We start from the raw sequence: 19281 nt of genomic DNA on the forward strand, positions 1-19281 counted from the left end.
TTAATCCGAATTGTGGTGGACGTCCTTGAACTATATCTAGAATAGTTTGGAAGGGTGTTTTTTACAGAGGAAAAGCAATGGCATCATTGTAGAGTTTCTGTAAAATTCTAATAAAAGAACTTAGGCTGTCACGCTTGTCCGCCTTATGTGTGCAGAGTACACATGAAAAAGTTTCCTTACAGTCATAAGGAATCCATGAAAACTGTCCACTGTGGTCGTTAAGAAAGCCGGGAGCAAGGCATATACCTTTACCTGAGGCGATGTTAGTTAGCGTTGTGTCATGATCTGGACTGTTAAAATAGTTAATTTTTCCTGATGAAATAAGCTTTTGCTGAACTGATCGAAGAAGGGAGGGTGAGCCGCCACCTACCATAAGTGTACGACCATAAATGTCTTCATCAGTAATAAGATTTTTAGATGAAAGAGGATCATTTTTATCACAAATTAAATAAATATGACTTTCAAACAGCTTGTGGACGTTGGTTCCTGCAAGCTGTTTTGTCTGTTCTTCAAGGGCAAATACAACATCGGATTCATTTTTGAGAAAGCTATCCATGCTATTAGTGTATTGGAATCTTGGAGTGATTTGAGTGCCAGGTGATTGTTTTTCAAATTCCTTGATTGCTTCAGGAAGAAAAAATTGCAGAATTATATAAGGAAGCTGGAGATTGCAGGGCGACTTTACTCTTAGAAAAGAAAATGGAAACTGGAAGTTTGTAAGTTCCAGAGCATCAACATATTAATATGAGTAAATATATGATATAATTTTTTATATATTAAAGTGGAGGCGGCAAATGAAAATATCAGTATTTACAAGTAATCAACCAAGACATATAGGTCTTATTAATTCTTTATCTAAGATTGCTGATAGGGTATATGCAATTCAAGAATGTAATACTGTGTTTCCTGGAAAAGTAAAGGATTTTTTTGATAATTCGGATGTAATGAATACTTACTTTAAGCGAGTTAGGGATGCAGAAACCGAAGTGTTTGGTAAGGTAAGTTTTATCTCGGGGAATGTTTCACATCTTGCTATAAAATCTGGGGATTTAAATAGTTTATCAGAAGATGTACTAAAACCAGCATTAGATTCTGATATTTATGTTGTTTTTGGAGCAAGTTACATAAAAGGATGGCTTATAGATTTTTTGGTTGCTCATAAGGCAATTAATATTCATATGGGTATAAGCCCATATTATAGGGGCAGTTCTTGTAATTTTTGGGCAGCATACGATGGACATCCTGAACTTGTTGGAGCAACAATTCATTTACTTAGCAAAGGTTTAGATTCTGGATGTATGCTTTATCATGCTCTTCCGAAAGCAGAAGCACTAGATCCATTTGTATTAGGTATGAAATCTGTAAAGGTTGCACAGGATTCATTAGTTGAAAGAATTGCAAATAAGGACATTTATAAATATGAACCTATAAAGCAGGATAAAACAAAGGAATATCGTTATAGTAGAAGTACTGATTTTACAGATGAAGTTGCTAAAGATTATCTTGAAAATTTATTATCACCAGAGGAAGTTATGGTAAAATTAAAAAATAGAGATTTGGATTTATTGAAGAATCCATATATTATTTAAGATATGATTTAGAAGAACTAAATCCCTATACTATAATAAATATAGGAGACGTGAACTATGAATAAAAACGATAGCAAGTATTTTAAATCAGCTGAAAAGATGCATAATGCCCTTATTACTTTACTAAATAAGAAAGATTTTGAATTGATTACTGTTAAGGAGATTTGTGAACTAGCAGGAGTAAACAGATCAACATTTTATCTTCATTATGATAATTCATATGACCTTTTAAAGGAGACTATAGAGGCAGTTTACAAAGATTTCTTTAGTAGGTTTTCTGCTGATGGAAATAAGGAAATCAATTTGAAAGAAAAGTCAGATGAAGAATTAATTTTAGTTACACCTAATTATTTGATGCCTTATTTAGAATTCGTGGAGGACAATCGTAAGCTCTTTTTTATAATGTATGAAAAGAATGAGATGATGGGTGCTGAGAAAACTTATGAGAAATGGTTTAAAGAAATTTTTGGACCAATACTAACCAGGTTTGGCGTATCACAAGAAGATCAGCCGTTTATTATGATTTTTTATTTGAAAGGTATTATTGGCATAATTAATGAATGGCTTGCTAGAGATTGTAAAGAGTCAAAGGAAACAATTATTAGTATAATTCAAAAATGCATTCCAAGTACTAGAAAAGATGATTAACTCAGTCGGAGAAATCCCCCACCTCTAAGCGTTAGCGTAGGTGGGGGTTATGACAAACTATACTCAGTTTTTTTATATCTAAATCAAAATACAACACTTTTCATAAATTGTGTTGGGACTTTAAGTCTCAAAATCGACACATTTTAAGAAAAGTGTTGTTCTTTTTATATTTAGGTTAACCTATAATTATCTCAAGCTCAAGACAGGGAGCTAATAAGAAATTATATACGGAAATCTATGTAAAATGGAGGAAAAATAAGATGAATAATTTAGACAAAGTATATGCAGAAAGTGTAGCAAAGGATTATATGCCAAAGGAAACAAGCAAGGTGCGTCAGCTTAAGAAGCTTGATGATAAAGCAAAAAAGCCAGCATTTATTACAGCTTTATCGGTAGGTATAATAGGAACTTTGATTTTTGGAACAGGAATGTGTTATGCCATGGGAGTACTTGCAACAGGCATTGTAGCAATGATTTTTGGTATTATTCTTGGAATTGTTGGAATTGCAATTTGCATCATTAACTATCCGCTTTATTTAAAGCTTCTTCAAAAAGGTAAGTCAATGTATGCATATGAAATCTTGGAACTTGCTAAAGAAATTACAGAAGAATAAAAACGGTCAGCTATAGCTTTTCCTTATCACAGTTGATTACATTTGCATAAGTAATTGGCTTGTCATATAATCTTTTACAAGGCGATAATCCGGCGCGCAAGACTCGCGAGCGAGTCTTGACGATATAAGCATTACAAATGATTTTTCCGGATAAACCTTAAATTGATTAGAATGAAAAGGATTATTTATGGAAGAAATAACAAGAGAAGAATTGAATAAATTAGATAGGGATTCTTATGAATTAATCGATATTAGAGATGATGGTTTAATTGCTTATGGAATGATAGATGGAGCATTACATATTGAAATCGGTGATTTATTAGATACTGATAAAATCGACAAGATTGATAAATCAAAGAAGCTTGTATTCTATTGTGAAATTGGAAGAATGTCACGTGATATTGATGATTCAATTGGATGTTTAGCTGATAGAGAATGTTATAGCCTAGCAGAAGGTTATGTAGGTTATGTTCGAAGCAAAGTTAAAAGCGATAGTGATATAAAAGCTAAAACAAAGAAGGCAGAGGAAAGCATTAGAAAAAAGTATCATAAACAGTTATTCTCACCTTTTGCTAAAGCTTGTAAAAACTATCAGCTTATTGAAGATGGAGATCATATTGCAGTATGTATTTCTGGCGGTAAAGACTCAATGCTTATGGCAAAGTTATTCCAGGAAATACAAAGACATAAACAAAAAAGTTTCAAACTTACTTTCTTAGTTATGGATCCAGGCTATAATGAGGAAAATCGTGCATTAATCGAAAGCAATGCAAAAGCCCTTGGAATTCCTATTACTATTTTTGAAAGTGATATCTTTGATACAGTTGATAATATTGATAAAAGCCCATGTTATCTTTGCGCTAGAATGAGACGTGGCCATTTATATAGTAAGGCTAAGGAATTGGGCTGCAATAAGATTGCCCTTGGTCATCACTATGATGATGTAATTGAGACAATTCTTATGGGTATGCTTCATGGTGGTCAGATTCAAACTATGATGCCAAAGCTTCATAGTACTAATTTTGAGGGAATGGAGCTAATTAGACCACTTTATCTAATTAGAGAAAAGGATATTTGTTCCTGGAGAGATTATAATGACTTACATTTCTTACAATGTGCCTGTCATTTTACAGATACATGTACAACATGTCATGTGGATGGTACAACATCATCAAAGCGTTTAGAAACCAAGAAGCTTATTGCAAAATTAAAGGAAACAAATCCATTTGTAGAAGCTAATATCTTTAGAAGCGTTGAAAATGTTAATATTGATACAGTAATTGAATATAAACAAAATGGTATTCGCCATAATTTTTTGGATGAATATTAAAGAAAAGACGACACAAAAAATTTACTTTGTGTCGTCTTTTTTAACTTAGTCGGTGCAATTTTTTTTTTAGAAAAAATATAAATTATATTTGACTTAAAGTTAACTTTAAGTGTTATTATACTTTTATCAGCTGATAAATATAAGGAGGAGCGAATATGTCTTATACAATCTCAGAAGTAGCCAAGATGATGGGAATTAAGCCTTCAGCCCTTAGATATTATGACAAAGAAGACTTATTGCCAGATGTTAAGCGAGTTAATGGTATACGTATTTTTGAAGACAAAGATTTTGGATGGCTTAGGGTGCTTAGTTGCCTTAAGAATACAGGTATGCCAATTAATAAAATCAAGAAATATGTTCAACTAGCTCAATTAGGTGATGAGACTTTAGAAGAACGCTACGAATTGATTAAAGAGCAAAGAGAAAATGTGCAAAAGCAAATTGATCAATTAAATTATTATATGCAGGAATTAGATTATAAGGATTGGTATTATCAAACTGCAATAAAATACGGTTCTGAAGAGGTTGTTAAAAGTAATATACATTATGCTTCAATGGAACCGGATAGAATTCCTAAGTTGGATGATGAGTTAGATTTTACAAATAACTAAAAAATTGGATAAAGTAGATATATATTTGCTTTAAGAAAGGAATCAAATGTACGAATTATTAAAGAAAATAGATGGTCCTGATGATGTTAAGAAACTTTCACAGGATGAATTAAAATTATTAGCAAATGAAATGCGTGAAGCACTTTTTAATAGACTTACTAAGATAGGAGGTCACTTTGGCCCAAACTTTGGTATGGTAGAAGCAACAATTGCAATGCATTATGTTTTTAATTCCCCAAAGGATAAGTTTGTATTTGATGTTTCCCATCAGAGTTATCCTCATAAGATGCTAACAGGACGTAGAAATGGATATATTGATGATGAACATTTTCTTGAAGATTCAGGCTATACTAATCCAAATGAAAGTGAACATGACTTCTTTAATGTAGGTCATACATCAACTTCAATAGCTCTTGCCCTAGGTTTAGCAAAAGCTCGTGATTTAAAGCATGATAATGAAAATGTAATCGCAGTTATTGGTGATGGTTCTCTTTCAGGCGGAGAAGCTATGGAAGCTCTTAATGTTGCTGGAGATATGGATTCTAATTTTATTATTGTTGTTAATGATAATGAGATGGCTATTGCAGAAAATCATGGTGGAATGTATGAAAATCTTAAAGAACTCCGTATTTCAAATGGAAAGTCTAGCAATAACATTTTTAAAGCTTATGGACTTGATTACATTTATGAAGAAGATGGAAATGACATCTCAAAGATGATTGAAGTCTTTAAAAAGGTTAAGGATTGCAAGCATCCTATTGTAGTACATATTCATACTCAAAAAGGTAAGGGATATGAACTTGCTGAAAAAAATAAGGAAAATTGGCATTGGACTTTGCCATTTGATAGAGAGACGGGAAAGCCTACATTTGACTTTGGAAATGTTAAGTCTTATACAGAAATGACAGTTGATTTCATTATGGATAAAGCTAAGAAAGATAAGGAGTTCTTTGTTATAACACCTGCCATGCCTGGAGCAATTGGTTTATCTATAGAGCAAAGATTAGAACTTAAAGATCAATACCTAGATGTTGGAATTGCTGAAGAAGCAGCTGTTGCAATTGCATCTGGCGCTGCAAAAAATGGAGCAAAGCCATTATTAGTTACAAATATGACATTCATTCAAAGATCATATGATCAGATTTCACAGGATTTATGTATTAATAATAACCCTGTAACAATGGTAATGAATTATTCTTCATTTGATGGATTAACAGATGTGACTCATTTAGGAATTTTTGGACTTTCTGTATTTACTAACATTCCAAATCTTGTGGTACTTGCACCAACATCGGCAGAGGAATATGTAAATATGCTAGAATGGTCAACAAACCAGAGACAACATCCTGTAATGATTCTTATTCCAGGTAATGAAGTTAGTCATCGTAGTGCAGATGTAGATTTTTCAGATATTAATAAGTTTAAGATGGAACAAAAGGGTGAAAAGACTGCTATTATTGCCCTTGGAGATTTCTATCAACGTGGTGAAGAATTGGCAAAGGAAATTAATGCAAAGTTTGGTTACGCACCAACACTTATAAATCCTCGCTTTGCTTCTGGACTTGATGAGGAAATGTTAGAAGAACTTAAAAAGGAACATTTGCTTGTTATTACATTAGAAGATGGTATCATAGAAGGCGGCTTTGGCCAAAAGATAGCATCATACTACGGAACTAGTGATATGAAGGTTAAGAATTACGGATTAAAAAAGGAATTCTATGATCGTTATAATCCAGAGGAACTTCTAAAAGAATTAGAGATGACAACTAGTCAGATTATAGATAGCTTAAGATAGTTAGCGATAAGCAAAAACTATAATAAACAATAAATTTTATATAATTGTTCCAACCACATAAGTATGTTAACATTTTCATCAATAGAAGATAGCTAACTACAGTGCTGACTGGAAAACCAGAGGTAAGTTAATTTTAGCTTACCTCTATTTTTTTAGTCGAAAGGAGAAGAGGAAAATGTTTAAAAGAGAAAATTTTAAGAAAAAATCATTATTAAGAAAGGTGACAGCATTAGGACTAACACTTACACTTTTACCAGGAGTACTTACAGGATGCTCTACAAAGTCAGAAGCAAGTGATGTGAAAAAGATTGTTATAGGTTCAGGTAATTCTTATAACCCATATTGCTATATTGATGAGAACGGTAATGCAGTAGGGTATGAATATGATGTGTTAGCAGCAATTGATGAATTGCTTCCACAATATGAATTTGAATATAAGAGCATGGCATTTGATCAGATTTTATTATCTCTAGATTCTGGAAAGATAGATGTAGCTGCGCATCAATATGAATATACAGATGAAAGAGCTTCAAAGTATCTATTCTCAGATGAATCATATACATCATATATTACATACATTTCGGTTTTATCTGATGATAATGAAATTAATGGATTAGAAGATTTGGCAGGACAAAGAGTTCGAGCTGGTGGTGCAACTTCTGCCACTACTCAGATTTTAAAGAAGTGGAATGCGGATCATCCAGGCAAGGAAATCATAATTGTTAATTCTGATAGCAGTACAGATGAGGAAGTTGTTGCAGCACTTAAAAATGGCGCCGATAGAGCAACTGTTTCAAAGAAGAGTGATATAGCTAAGTTAAATTCAAACTATAGTGATGATGGTAATGATTGGATAAAGGCTGTTGGCGAACCTGTTAATAATTCTCAGACATATTATTTATATAAGCAGGGAAATGATGAATTAAAAGAAGCTATTGACGGAGCGTTAAAAACTTTAAAGGAAAATGGTACATTATCTGAACTTGCAATTAAGTGGGTTGGTTATGATGTAACAGAAAGTGAGTAAATATGGGAGATTATTTTAGTTTTGATAGATTCTTAGTAAGAATAGGTCAGATAACTCCCTATGTATTAGTAAATTTCAAAATGGTTTTTTGGGCAATGCTAATTGGCACAATTTGTGCCATAGCAGTTGCCATACTTCGATTAAAAAAGATACCTGTTATTGAGCAGATTTTAATTGTCTTTATTTCTTATATGAGAGGTACACCATTACTTGTGCAAATGTGTGTAGCTTACTATGGTATTCCAATTGTTTTTGGAAATCTTATTTATAATGCCTTTGGAATAAATCTTAATAGATTAGACGCTATAGTCTTTGTAATTATTGCTTTTATTCTAAATGAAGCTGCCTTTCTTGGAGAGATTTTTAGGGGAGCTATTCTTTCAGTTCCAACAGTTCAAACAGAAGCTGGATTGTCAATTGGTATGACAAGATTGCAAATTTTATTTCGAATCGTATTACCACAGGCTATTAATGTAGCTATTCCGCAATATGGCGTTGACCTTATTGGCGTTTTTCATAATACAGCACTAGCTTTTACGTTAGGAGTGCTTGATATGATGTCTAGAGCAAGGACATTGGGAGTTTCTACAGGACATACACTTGAGGGCTTTGTTGTTGTAGCCATAATTTATATCATTATAAGCTTGATTTTAAAAGCTTTATTTTATCTATTAGAGAAGAAATTTCAATATGGAAGAAGGTGATTAGATGGGGTTTAATTTTAGTTATTTTGTGACTTCATTTAAACAGGCTCTTTTGTATGTCCCAGTTACGATTAAGATTATGCTTGTTACATTTGTAGTGAGTTTTATTATAGGAACAATAATTGGTGCTGTAAGATTTTATAAAATTCCTTTTTTTTCAAAATTCTTTTCCATATTTGTAACTATATATTTGGGATTGCCAGTTACAGTTGCATTAGTTCTTTATAATTTAATCTTTCTTACATGTTATAACGACTTTGCTAATTTCTTTCATATAAATAAGCAAATAAGTGATATTAACCCTATATTTGTAGCTTATATTGCTTTAATTGCGGGTTATTCATGCAATTTAAGCGAAACTGTAAGAGGTAATTTAAGAAGTATAGACAAGACTCAATTTGAAGCAGGATATTCTATAGGATTAACTAAACTTCAGACCTTTAGAAATATTATTTTCCCTCAAATGATTCCAAACATGATTCCTGGCTTACTTAATAACTTGATTGGTATTTTAAAGGGAACCAATCTGGTATCAACTATAGGAATTACAGAAGTAATGGTAGCAGCTCTGTACCCATGTCAGGAGACCTATAGCTATTTAGAAGGATATCTTGCAGCAGCAGCGCTTTACTGGATTATAGGAATTGTAATTGAAAATATTGGACATTTTGTAATTAAATTTTCTTCAAAGAATAATAAAGAGGTTTGGAATTATGATTGAATTAAAAAATGTAAAAAAGAAATTTGGAAACAACGAGGTTTTACACGATGTTTCTTTAAGTGTAAATGATGGAGAGGTGGTGGTTTTACTTGGGCCTAGTGGCTCTGGAAAGACAACATTTCTTAGATGTATAAATTTTTTAGAGAGAGCAGATGCTGGTATTTTAAAATTTGATGAAGAGGAGATAGATTTAAAGAGGGCAAAGAAAAAGCAGATACTAGATATTAGAAGAAACAGCGCATTTGTCTTTCAAAATTATGGATTGTTTAATAATAAGACCGCACTTCAAAATATAATGGAAGGTTTAGTAGTAGTGCAAAAGCGCTCTAAAGAGGAGGCAAGAAAGATTGCACTTGATAGTCTTGAGTGGGTTGGCCTAAAGGATAAGGCGGATTACTATCCTTCACAATTATCAGGTGGTCAGCAACAAAGAGTGGGAATTGCAAGAGCGGTGGCACTAAATCCTAAGTTTATATTATTTGATGAACCAACTTCAGCCCTTGATCCTGAACTTGTTGGGGAGACTTTGTCTGTTATAAAAAAGGTGGCAAAGAAGGGCATCACTATGATAATCGTAACTCATGAAATGTCTTTTGCCCAGGAAGTGGCAGATAGAGTCATCTTTATGGATGGAGGCGTCGTAGTGGAAGAGGGAGCGCCAGACGAGGTTTTCTATAAACCTAAAGAAGAAAGAACAAAGAAGTTTTTAGCACGCATTTTACAAAAAGATATGTATTATATCTGATGAGTAGTCTTGCCAACCTATAGCTAGCCATAAAAATTTACTAGAACCTTGCCCTCGCGCCTAGTGATATAATTTTCATAAAGATATAATTTTCTTAAAGATAAAGGGAAGGAGAGAAAATATATGAAATTTTACGTTGAGAAAGCCGTACTAGATAGCGGCGTTAAAATAGTTTTCCCAGTAATTAAAGGGGTGGATAACAGCAAGGATTCAAAAGAGTGGCAAAAACTCAGACAGGAAAAGATTGAGGAGCTTCTAAAAAAATATGAGAATTTAGATGTGCATCAAGATCCGATTCTTGAAGGCTTTAATATTATTCATGACAAGGTTGGTGTTAAGAGAAGAAAGAATATTCCAGCTAGTGAAAATCTTATAAAGTTGCTTAAAAAGAACAAGGATTTATTTTACATTAATAAGCTTGTAGATATTTATAATATTATTTCTCTTGAATCAAAACTTGCCTTAGGTGCTCATGATATAGATCATGTTGATGGAAATGTAACATTGCGTTTTACTGATGGCACAGAAAAATATCAACCACTTGGTCAATCTGAAGCTGGTCTTAGTGCACCTCATGAGTATAGTTATTGCGACGATTCCAATGAGGTGCTTTGCCGATGCGAAATCCGTCAGGTTTCAAAAACCGCAGTTAATGAGAATACTAAAAATGTATTCTATATCGTGCAGGGTAATGAAGCAACAGATGATAATTATCTTATAGAAGTGGCTAATAAAATTATAGATATTACTACAAAATACTGTGGTGGCGAAGGTGAAGTGGTAATACCGAAGGTGATTTAACTTTGTAGGTGTGGCAATTTCTTCTAGAAATTGCCATGTAGCCTCGCGCAGATGCCGAAGGCATTCTAATGCGCGCAGGTTCAAAAATTTTTTTGAAAAACAGTTGACACGGTGTCAATTAAGTTGTATATTTAAATTGTGGTTGACACAGTGTCAACAAAAACTTTTGCCATACATTTAAGAAAGGAATTAATATGAAAGAAACAAAATTAGCTAAGATCGCACTTGGTGCATGGGCTTGGGGTAATGATGGTACTTTTGGAGATGAATTAAGTATTAATAGCCTTAAGCCGGTTTTTGAAAGAGCTATGGAGAACGGACTTAATCTTTGGGATACAGCATATGTATATGGAATGGGAACTTCTGAGAAGACCTTGGGACATTTTTTAAAAGGTCTTGATAAGGTATCTCCTGCACAGATTCCAGTTGCTTGGGCAATTGCAAAGGGTACATTACCTATTATTGGTGTAACTAAAGTTGAACATGTAGATGATGTCTTAAAGGCTATGAACATTTCCCTATCAGAGGATGATATTAAGGATTTAGAGGATCTAGCAGATAGCTTAAATTTTGACCTTGTAAGAATGTGGGAAAAGAAGATGGAATAATTAAGTAACATATTTTTTTACTCATAGATTGACACGCTGTCAACAATTTATTATTCTTAGAATAAGTAAAAGATGGGAGATTAATTATGGCAGTTGAATTAAAAGAGACAATCGATAAAAGACGAGAAGAGATTATGGATGCATGCGAAAGACTTTATGAAACTAAAGGCTTTCATGAGATTACAATTAAGGATATAAGTATAGAAACTTCCTTTTCACGTCCCTCGATTTATAATTATTTTCAGACTAAAGAGGAGATTTTTCTTGGAATTTTAACTAGAGAATACCTCAAGTGGAATTCTAGTTTGAAAGTTATTAGTGCATATGAAAATGTACTAACTAAGGAGCAATTTATAGAAAAAATAGCAAAATCTTTAGATGAGAGAAAGACGCTTTTAAAGATTTCTGCAATGAATCTCTATGAAATCGAGGAAAAGAGTCGTGATGAGCTGCTTGTTGAATATAAAAGAGTATTTAAAGATAGTGTTGCTTTATTTAACGATTGTTTAAAGAAACATTTTCCTAAAATAAAGGAAGATAAAAGAAATGAGATTAGATATGCCTTTTTCCCATACATGTACGGGGTTTACCCATATGCTTATCCAACAAAGAAGCAACTTTTAGCTATGGATAAGGTGGAATTAGACTATGTGAAAGTGACAATTTATGAGTTGATTTATACATTTTTAAAGTTATTATTAGAATAAGGAGTAAAATTATGAAGAAAAATATAGGAGCACAGTTAGCATTATATCCAGCACCAGTTATTGTAGTAGGTTCAATGGTAGAGGGAAAGCCAAATTGGACATTAGTTGCCCACGCTGGCACAGTGGCACACAGCCATTTAATGGTTTCCATGGTTAGTGCTCATTATACTAACAAAGGTATTCGTGATAATAAGAAGTTTTCTGTAAATGTAGTAGATGAGTCGTGGTTAAAAGAAGCTGATAGAATGGGCGTTGTTAGTGGAAACAAGGAAGATAAGTCTGAGGTTTTCGATTATACAATTGGTGAAAATGGAGCTCCATTAATAAATGCAGCTAAGATTTCTATTGAATGTGAAATGGATTACAATTACGAGCTTGAGGGCTTTGATAACTTCATTGGAAAAATCCTTGCAACTTATGCAGATGAGTCAATTCTTAATGAAGCAGGAAAAATTGATTATCATGTATTTAAGCCAGTACTTTTTGAATTCCCAACTTATGAATATTTTGTAACTGGTGACAAGGTTGGAGATTGCGCAAAGATGAATAAGTAGGATTGGTGTAAGGAGGTAGAATATGAGCATTACAGTAAATTTAAGGTACAAGGGAGAAAATGGCGCAGCCACTGCATTTGCAAAGGAAATGATCAGTTCTGGTACAGTTGAGGCTATTAGAAACGAGGCTGGCAACTTAAGATATGAATATTACACATCTTTTGATGATCCAGAGACCGTGCTTTTAATAGATAGTTGGGAGAGCCAGGAGGCTATTGATATTCATCATGCCTCACCAATGATGGCAACTATCGCCGCCCTCCGTGAAAAATACGACCTTCATATGAGCGTGGAGCGTTTTGTTTCAGATGAAGAAATTTCAGAAAAAGATAAAGCATTTATAAGAAAGTAGGTAAAATATGGAAGAGAAAATAGTTCAGACAGCAGGTAGACAACAACTAGGAGAGATTGCTCCGGAATTTGCACATTTTAACGATGATGTATTATTTGGTGAGAACTGGAACAATCATGACATCGATTTAAAGACTAGGACAGTAATTACAGTGGTTGCCCTAATGGCTCAAGGAATCACAGATAGCAGCTTAAAGTACCATCTTGAAAATGCAAAGAATCATGGCGTTACACGAAAGGAAATGGTAGCTATAGTAACTCACGTAGCTTTTTATGCCGGCTGGCCAAAGGCTTGGGCAGTTTTTAATTTGGTTAAGGAAGTTTATGGCGAGGATGTAGAAAGCTTGGCTAAGGAAGTTAAGGGCGAGACAGAAGAGAATTTGGTGCAAACTAAAGAGTCTTATGAAAAATCAATCTTCTTCCCAGTTGGAGAGCCTAATCCTTATGGAAAATTTTTTGATGGACAAAGCTTCTTAGCTCAAGTTTCAGATAAGCAGGTTCCTATGTTTAATGTAACTTTTGAACCAGGATGTAGAAATCATTGGCACATTCATCATGCCAAAAGCGCAGGTGGTCAGATGTTAGTTTGTGTAGGTGGTAAGGGCTTTTATCAGGAATGGGGCAAAGAGCCAGTGTTAATGACACCTGGAACTGTGGTAAATATTCCTGCTGAAGTGAAACATTGGCATGGTGCAGTAGATAATTCTTGGTTCTCACATTTAGCAATTGAAGTTGAAGGCGAGGACACAAGCAATGAGTGGTTAGAGGCAGTTTCAGAAGAAGATTATAGAAAAGTTAATGAAGCTTACAATAAATAATTTGTAAATTAATGTTAGGAGTATCCATATGCAAACCAATACTCACCTTGCAGTTGGCGCTTGCCTAGGGCTTACATTAACTTTGGCGGCACCGACGGAAATCACAGTACTTGGGCTTTGCGCTACTAGCATAGGCGCTATAATTCCGGATATAGATATTGATGGAACAGGTAAGAAGGAAACAAAATACATCATTATGGGAATCTCGGCTACACTGGCCATAGTGCCAGTGCTTGCCGGGCTTGTTTGTATGCCGGAAATTTTTGTTTGTTTAAAACGAACATCTCTTATGAGTCTGACATCTAGCACAGTAGCCAAGAGTACAATAAGTTGGAGCTACATAGCCTTTCTAATTAGAGCCATTATGGGTTTTGCACTGTTTATCGGTCTTTGCGCATTTTCAAATAAAACGGATCACAGAACTTTCAGTCATTCGCTTATGGGGACGGCTTTGTTTACATTTTCAATAGCACTAATAAATCCGATGGCAGCAGGCTTCTTCCTGGTTGGATATCTTTCCCACATAGGGCTAGACTTACTAAATTACAGGCCAGTAATGCTTATGTACCCGAAGAAAAGGGGCTTTAGCTTTAGGCTTTGTTATTCGAAGAGTAGATTTAGTTTGAATTTATTAATTTTTAGCGTGATTATTCTAATTGTTGAGAGTATAATAAAGGCGTGCTTATAAACATAGACATGCACAAAGGAAAGAGGAAAAAATATGGAGAATATTTTTAATGACAGCAACGTAAATATTGATGAATACAGGCCTGACAGCCCTGGAGTCATTATGGCTAAAAGAATAACAAAGCTAAAAAAATATAAGTCGATATTAATGATTTTTTTTATAGTTTTTATAATTCTTTCATATTTACTTGTGAAGACTGTTAATTTAATGCTAGTTATAATCGCTTTTGCGGCTTTTATTTTAGCAAGCTCATGTTTATTTATTTACGAAACAAAATTACAAAAAGAACTAGAAAAATTGCCGGAAGAAGAGAAGTTTAACCTCAATTATTATAGTTTATATAAAAATGTAAAAAAGCCAGGTTTGGTCAAAAATAATGTTTTGATGGCCCTTGCTATTAATGGTGCCTTGCTTAAAAATAGGGAGATTACAAGACAGGCCCTTGAGCTTATGAGTGCTAATTATCAGCCGGAGATTTTATATACGTTAAAAAATTGGCTTTCATCTGATTCTTGCGAGATTTCTGAGGCGGAGTTGCGTCGCTATAAGTCGCCTTATCCAATTGCTAGGATTGCAATTTTAATTTATGCCTTGTCAGGATTATTATATCTATATGCATTTATAGATGATTACATTCCAATTGGGGCTTATAAAGCATTTGCCCTTTATGAAAGCATTTTCTTTAGCATTATGATAGCTGCTTTTTGTGTTATCGTTATCAATGTTATATATAATATAATTAATAGAAATAAGATTTATGTAAATAGTCCTATAAAAGATAAGACTAAAAGAATTGTTCTCTTGATTTTATTAGCTTTGATTTTCATTTCTATTTTTATGACAAATAGTTTTTCACAGTATTTCTTTGGAATGTAAAGAATAGTGAAAATTGGACTTGCAAAAGTCAACCCTCATGAGGATGTGAGAGAGATTTTATTTCTCGTTCTAGCTATGAAGTAGGTGAAATTGTACATAAGGAAGTACATGGCTCTGAATATACGATATTTTAGGCAATTTTTCAGAGATTTTAGTGACTTTCAAAATATAAGGATCAGCAAATCTCTGAAAAATCGGGTATATTCTTATTTTTTCAGAGAAAATTGAATAAAGAAATTATTAAGGAACGAAGATTCTCTGAAAAATCGTTCCTTTCTTTATTTTTTCAGAGATTTTCAGTAGCGATTCCCTTTTGTTTGAGATGAATTCTCTGAATATTTCAAGAAATCTTTCATTTTTCAGAGATTTCGAATTCCTTATTTTTTTGAGATGAAGAATTTCTCTGAATATTCCGCAAAAACCTTCGTTTTTCAGAGATTTCGCGTTCCTTATTTTTTTACGAAGGAAGAATTCTCTGAATATTTCCGGAAATTGGCTGTTTTTCAGAGATTTTTGATTCCTTATTGGGAATTCGTAAAAAAGTTCATACATTTTTCTTCGAAAAGTTGTGAAATAGCAATCCCCGAGAATTAGTTACCCCAGGAAAATTCTCCATTGACTAACAAAAGAGTGGACGAGTACAATGGAAATACGATGGAAGGTGATTTTATGCATATAGATAAGTTAAAGTATTACATCGATTTGTACGAGTGTAAAAATTTTACAGAAACAGCTAAGAAAAATTTCATATCCCAAGCGGCCCTAAGCCAGTTTATCAGCTCCCTTGAAAAGCAGTTTGGTCTTTCACTTTTTGATAGAAGCCAAACTCCTATAAAGCCCACAGCGGCAGGTACAAGCCTCTATGAGGAGAGCAAGATTTTATATAAACAGTACGAGTACATGCTTGATCGAATGGATCGAATCAAGACAGAAAGTATGCCAGCCCTTCGCATTGCCTACTCTTCGCCGGTGGACATTCAGGCTCTGCTACCTATTGTTTCTCGATTCAAGGAAAGCTATCCAGATGCGGAACTAAAGCTAAATCGCATCACCCTAAAGGAAGCGGATGAGTACATTACAAAGGAACTTTGCGATTTGGTGGTTTCATTTTCAACGGAATTTATTGAGAACAAGCACACGAAATTCAAGGTTCTAAAAGAAGGCCGCTACATGGCTGTGGTGGGAAAGGGCCATGATTTGTTTGATAAAAATGTAATCACAACCGAAGAACTCTACAAGTACCCACTAATTATGCTAAGCAAAAACGTCATTGGTAATCTCTATGACAAGATGCTTGAGAGAGTAAAAGAAGATGGATTTAAACCTATGATTGAGAAAACTGTGGATGACATTGAGTCAGAGATGTTTTCAATTATCACAGATGGTTTTATTGGATTTGCACCGGAAAGCCAGAGTCTATCTGACTTTGGAGATTCTATAAGGATGATTCCGATTGAGGGTAGTAGCCATAAATACTGTATTGCAGCTTGTTATCTAAAGGAGAACACAAACCAGACCTTAAAGGCATTTCTTGAACTTATATAATTAGATTGATAATTAAAGTAATGAGAAATTACAAGGGCAAGTTCTAAAGAATATTAAACTAAGGAAATAAAATAGATGAAGACAGTTAAAAAAATACTAAAAATAGTTGCAATTTTTATTGCTGCATTTATAATACTTGGAATTTTATTTGTTATGGTGATGAGGGCTTGCAACTATTTGCATCACAAAATCATGTATAAGCATGGGGTAAACGAATCATCTTATATTGAATTAAATGGACAAAAGCAATTTGTAACAATTAAGGGAGAAAATAGAAATAATCCAGTAATTATCTATCTTCATGGTGGTCCAGGAGGTGCTGATAGCTACATGAATTACTGCTTTTCAGATTATCTAACTGATGAATATACTGTTGTATCTTGGGATCAGAGAGGTTGTGGCAGAACTTATTATAAAAATGCCAAGGTTGACCCATTAAATAAGACTGTAACTTTTAGTCAGTCCTTAGAGGATTTAGATGCATTAGTAAAATATGTATGTGATAAATTAAATCGGGATAGTGTAATAATTATGGGACATTCTTATGGCACAGTTCTTGGCAGTGTTTATGCTAGTAGCCATGAGGATTTAGTAAAGGCATACATTGGCGTTGGCCAGTTTATTTCTATAGAAGATGGAGACCTTTACAGTTATGAAGATGCATTAAAAAAGGCTAAAGAATCTAATATGGATACAAAAGACCTTGAAAAAGCTTATGAAAATTATTGTAATAAACCGGGAATTATGTCATTAATTGCCTTAAGACAGGAAAGTGATAAATATCATCCTGTAACTAAAAAAGCAGACCAGTTTGGACGAGCACTTTTTTCACCGTCTGCAGGAATATTAGATTTAAAATGGTTTATGAAGCAGATGACTGATACACAAAAATATGTCATGTTAAATCATGAACTTTTTGAATATACCTTGGCTTTTAATGCCTATGATAGACTGGATTATTCAATGCCTGTGTGTTTTATTTCTGGAGAGCAGGACTTTGTTTGTCCGCTAGATAGTGTTTCTAAATATTATGAAGCAGTTAATTCACCATTGAAAAAAATGTATATTATAAAGGATTGTGGTCATGATGTTCATTATGCCCAGCCAAGAGAATTTTGCGAAGATGTTAAGGAATTCTTAAAAAGCGTATAGTAAAAATATTATTACTACTGTGGCAAAGTAAACTTATAATGTAAGAGGGGAAAGAATGTTTAAAAAATACAGATTTATAATATGTGGTGCTTTAATAATTACAGTAGCAAAAGAGCGATGACTCCCATAAGTTTTTGTTATGACCTATAAACTTTTCTAATTGGACATTTGATAAAAAAATAACTATCATAATGTTAAAGAATTAACAAATAAGATTAACGAAACAAAAAGTTAATTTAAGTTGTATTTTAGGAGGTTTATTATGGCAAAGTTATTATTAACAGGTGTAGATGGAAATTTAGGTTCTGAGGCAGCAAGAGTATTACTTCGTCTTGCTAAGAAAGAGGATTTAATCTTTGTAGGTTATAGTGAGGAGGCTTTAAAGGTTTTTGCAGAGCAGGGTGTTGAAACTCGTCAGGCTAACTTTAACAATTATGAAGGTTTAGAGGAAGCTTTTAAGGGAGCAGATAGACTTGCACTTATCTCAATGCCATTCGTTGGCGTAAAGAGACAGAATGCTCACAAGAATGTAGTAGATGCAGCAAAGGCAGCTGGCGTTAAGCAGATTGTTTACACATCTCTTGTAAATGCTGGTGATGAAACAAATCCATCAGTAGAAAAGAAGGATCATATCTATACTGAAAATTATGTTAAGGAAGTAGGTCTTGATTACATTTTCTTAAGAAATTCACAATATGCTGAGGCAATGATTACTAACTACTTTACATATGTTCATGGGGATGGTGTTTTAAAGAACAGCCAGGGCGATGGTAAGATGGCTTACATTTCAAGAAAGGATTGCGCTAAGGCAGTGGCTTATGCTTTATTTAGAGGTGATGAGTATACTCGCGCAACACTTGATATTAATGGTCCAGAACTTATGACTATTACTGAATTTATTGAAATTGGTAACAAGGTAACAGGAAATTCAGTTACATACAAGGAACTTACAGATGAAGAAAATTACCAGGTTTTCGATGCTATGGGTGTTCCAAGAACTACAGATGGAGTGTTTAAGAAGGGTTCTGAGGCTCCATTCTCATCTGAGGGTATGGTTACATTTGCTCAGGCTATTCGTGAGGGTAAGATGGATACATTCACAGATGATTTTAAGAAACTTACAGGTTCTGATGCAATGACAGTTCAGTATATGTTTGAACATTGCGATGATTTCCAAATTGGTGAAAGACATTCAAAGGATGCCTAAGATTTTCTTTGAAAATGTGCTAATTATCTGTAATTTACAATAATAAATAAAAATTATATCTCATGATAAGAAATAGATATAACACCTAAAGAAGAGGTTTGTCATAAATTTAATTTATGACAAACCCCTTCTTTTTTGTATTTTACCTAAAGCTTTTTAGATATTATACTCCTCTTATAATAAAGATTTG

Annotated in this window: 22 protein-coding genes; 21 read left to right on the forward strand and 1 reads right to left on the reverse strand. The window is 33.6% G+C overall.

Translation table 11 applies throughout. The annotated features are described in order from the left end of the window. Nucleotides 1–61: 61 nt before the first annotated feature. Nucleotides 62–727 carry a LysR substrate-binding domain-containing protein gene (locus tag G600_RS13565; RefSeq protein ID WP_278244389.1) on the reverse strand — a complete coding sequence of 222 codons (666 nt, stop codon included), beginning with the start codon at nucleotides 725–727 and terminating at the stop codon, nucleotides 62–64. Between the two features lie 67 nt (nucleotides 728–794). Between G600_RS13565 and G600_RS0102590 the strand changes: the two genes are divergently transcribed. The 21 genes from G600_RS0102590 to G600_RS0102695 all read left to right on the forward strand — a co-directional run bounded on the left by G600_RS0102590 (nucleotide 795) and on the right by G600_RS0102695 (nucleotide 19091). Next, on the forward strand, nucleotides 795–1589 hold the full coding sequence (locus tag G600_RS0102590) for a formyltransferase family protein (protein WP_027430533.1): 795 nt from the start codon (nucleotides 795–797) through the stop codon (nucleotides 1587–1589). A gap of 57 nt (nucleotides 1590–1646) precedes the next feature. After that, the gene (locus G600_RS0102595; protein ID WP_027430534.1) at nucleotides 1647–2237 is read left to right on the forward strand and encodes a TetR/AcrR family transcriptional regulator; all 591 of its coding nucleotides are present in this window, start codon (nucleotides 1647–1649) and stop codon (nucleotides 2235–2237) included. A gap of 260 nt (nucleotides 2238–2497) precedes the next feature. Continuing rightward, nucleotides 2498–2851 (forward strand): hypothetical protein, encoded by a 354-nt coding sequence (locus tag G600_RS0102600; protein WP_027430535.1) that lies wholly within the window; start codon nucleotides 2498–2500, stop codon nucleotides 2849–2851. 187 nt (nucleotides 2852–3038) lie between these two features. Further along, nucleotides 3039–4181 (forward strand): ATP-binding protein, encoded by a 1143-nt coding sequence (locus tag G600_RS0102605; RefSeq protein ID WP_027430536.1) that lies wholly within the window; start codon nucleotides 3039–3041, stop codon nucleotides 4179–4181. Between the two features lie 155 nt (nucleotides 4182–4336). Further along, nucleotides 4337–4792, forward strand: a complete 456-nt coding sequence (locus G600_RS0102610; protein ID WP_027430537.1) for a MerR family transcriptional regulator — start codon at nucleotides 4337–4339, stop codon at nucleotides 4790–4792. A gap of 46 nt (nucleotides 4793–4838) precedes the next feature. After that, nucleotides 4839–6587 (forward strand): 1-deoxy-D-xylulose-5-phosphate synthase, encoded by a 1749-nt coding sequence (locus tag G600_RS0102615; protein WP_027430538.1) that lies wholly within the window; start codon nucleotides 4839–4841, stop codon nucleotides 6585–6587. Between the two features lie 175 nt (nucleotides 6588–6762). Further along, nucleotides 6763–7614: a transporter substrate-binding domain-containing protein gene (locus G600_RS0102620; RefSeq protein ID WP_051195331.1), complete on the forward strand. Its 852-nt coding sequence runs from the start codon at nucleotides 6763–6765 to the stop codon at nucleotides 7612–7614. 2 nt (nucleotides 7615–7616) lie between these two features. Beyond that, nucleotides 7617–8318 (forward strand): amino acid ABC transporter permease, encoded by a 702-nt coding sequence (locus tag G600_RS0102625; RefSeq protein ID WP_027430540.1) that lies wholly within the window; start codon nucleotides 7617–7619, stop codon nucleotides 8316–8318. 4 nt (nucleotides 8319–8322) lie between these two features. Continuing rightward, nucleotides 8323–9039: an amino acid ABC transporter permease gene (locus G600_RS13570; protein ID WP_051195332.1), complete on the forward strand. Its 717-nt coding sequence runs from the start codon at nucleotides 8323–8325 to the stop codon at nucleotides 9037–9039. Further along, nucleotides 9032–9784, forward strand: a complete 753-nt coding sequence (locus tag G600_RS0102635; protein ID WP_027430541.1) for an amino acid ABC transporter ATP-binding protein — start codon at nucleotides 9032–9034, stop codon at nucleotides 9782–9784. The genes G600_RS13570 and G600_RS0102635 overlap by 8 nt, the downstream gene beginning before the upstream one ends. A 123-nt stretch (nucleotides 9785–9907) precedes the next feature. After that, complete coding sequence (locus tag G600_RS0102640; RefSeq protein WP_027430542.1) at nucleotides 9908–10585, forward strand: B3/B4 domain-containing protein; 678 nt, start codon at nucleotides 9908–9910, stop codon at nucleotides 10583–10585. 194 nt (nucleotides 10586–10779) lie between these two features. Next, nucleotides 10780–11193 (forward strand): aldo/keto reductase, encoded by a 414-nt coding sequence (locus G600_RS0102645; protein WP_027430543.1) that lies wholly within the window; start codon nucleotides 10780–10782, stop codon nucleotides 11191–11193. Between the two features lie 86 nt (nucleotides 11194–11279). Further along, entirely contained in the window at nucleotides 11280–11900 is a 621-nt protein-coding gene (locus tag G600_RS0102650; protein ID WP_027430544.1) for a TetR/AcrR family transcriptional regulator, read from the forward strand. Between the two features lie 11 nt (nucleotides 11901–11911). Continuing rightward, nucleotides 11912–12454, forward strand: a complete 543-nt coding sequence (locus G600_RS0102655) for a flavin reductase family protein (protein ID WP_027430545.1) — start codon at nucleotides 11912–11914, stop codon at nucleotides 12452–12454. 22 nt (nucleotides 12455–12476) lie between these two features. Further along, entirely contained in the window at nucleotides 12477–12806 is a 330-nt protein-coding gene (locus tag G600_RS0102660) for a putative quinol monooxygenase (RefSeq protein WP_027430546.1), read from the forward strand. Nucleotides 12807–12813: 7 nt separating this feature from the next. Beyond that, complete coding sequence (locus G600_RS0102665; RefSeq protein ID WP_027430547.1) at nucleotides 12814–13623, forward strand: carboxymuconolactone decarboxylase family protein; 810 nt, start codon at nucleotides 12814–12816, stop codon at nucleotides 13621–13623. Nucleotides 13624–13651: 28 nt separating this feature from the next. Beyond that, the gene (locus G600_RS14910; protein ID WP_027430548.1) at nucleotides 13652–14311 is read left to right on the forward strand and encodes a metal-dependent hydrolase; all 660 of its coding nucleotides are present in this window, start codon (nucleotides 13652–13654) and stop codon (nucleotides 14309–14311) included. 33 nt (nucleotides 14312–14344) lie between these two features. Further along, entirely contained in the window at nucleotides 14345–15187 is an 843-nt protein-coding gene (locus G600_RS0102675) for a hypothetical protein (RefSeq protein ID WP_027430549.1), read from the forward strand. 615 nt (nucleotides 15188–15802) lie between these two features. Further along, complete coding sequence (locus tag G600_RS0102685; RefSeq protein WP_155885928.1) at nucleotides 15803–16732, forward strand: LysR family transcriptional regulator; 930 nt, start codon at nucleotides 15803–15805, stop codon at nucleotides 16730–16732. Between the two features lie 75 nt (nucleotides 16733–16807). Then, nucleotides 16808–17884 carry an alpha/beta fold hydrolase gene (locus G600_RS0102690; RefSeq protein ID WP_027430552.1) on the forward strand — a complete coding sequence of 359 codons (1077 nt, stop codon included), beginning with the start codon at nucleotides 16808–16810 and terminating at the stop codon, nucleotides 17882–17884. Nucleotides 17885–18146: 262 nt separating this feature from the next. After that, nucleotides 18147–19091 carry an NmrA family NAD(P)-binding protein gene (locus G600_RS0102695; protein WP_027430553.1) on the forward strand — a complete coding sequence of 315 codons (945 nt, stop codon included), beginning with the start codon at nucleotides 18147–18149 and terminating at the stop codon, nucleotides 19089–19091. The last annotated feature ends 190 nt before the right edge of the window (nucleotides 19092–19281 follow it).

Source organism: Lachnospira multipara ATCC 19207 (assembly GCF_000424105.1).
Lineage (GTDB): Bacteria > Bacillota > Clostridia > Lachnospirales > Lachnospiraceae > Lachnospira > Lachnospira multipara.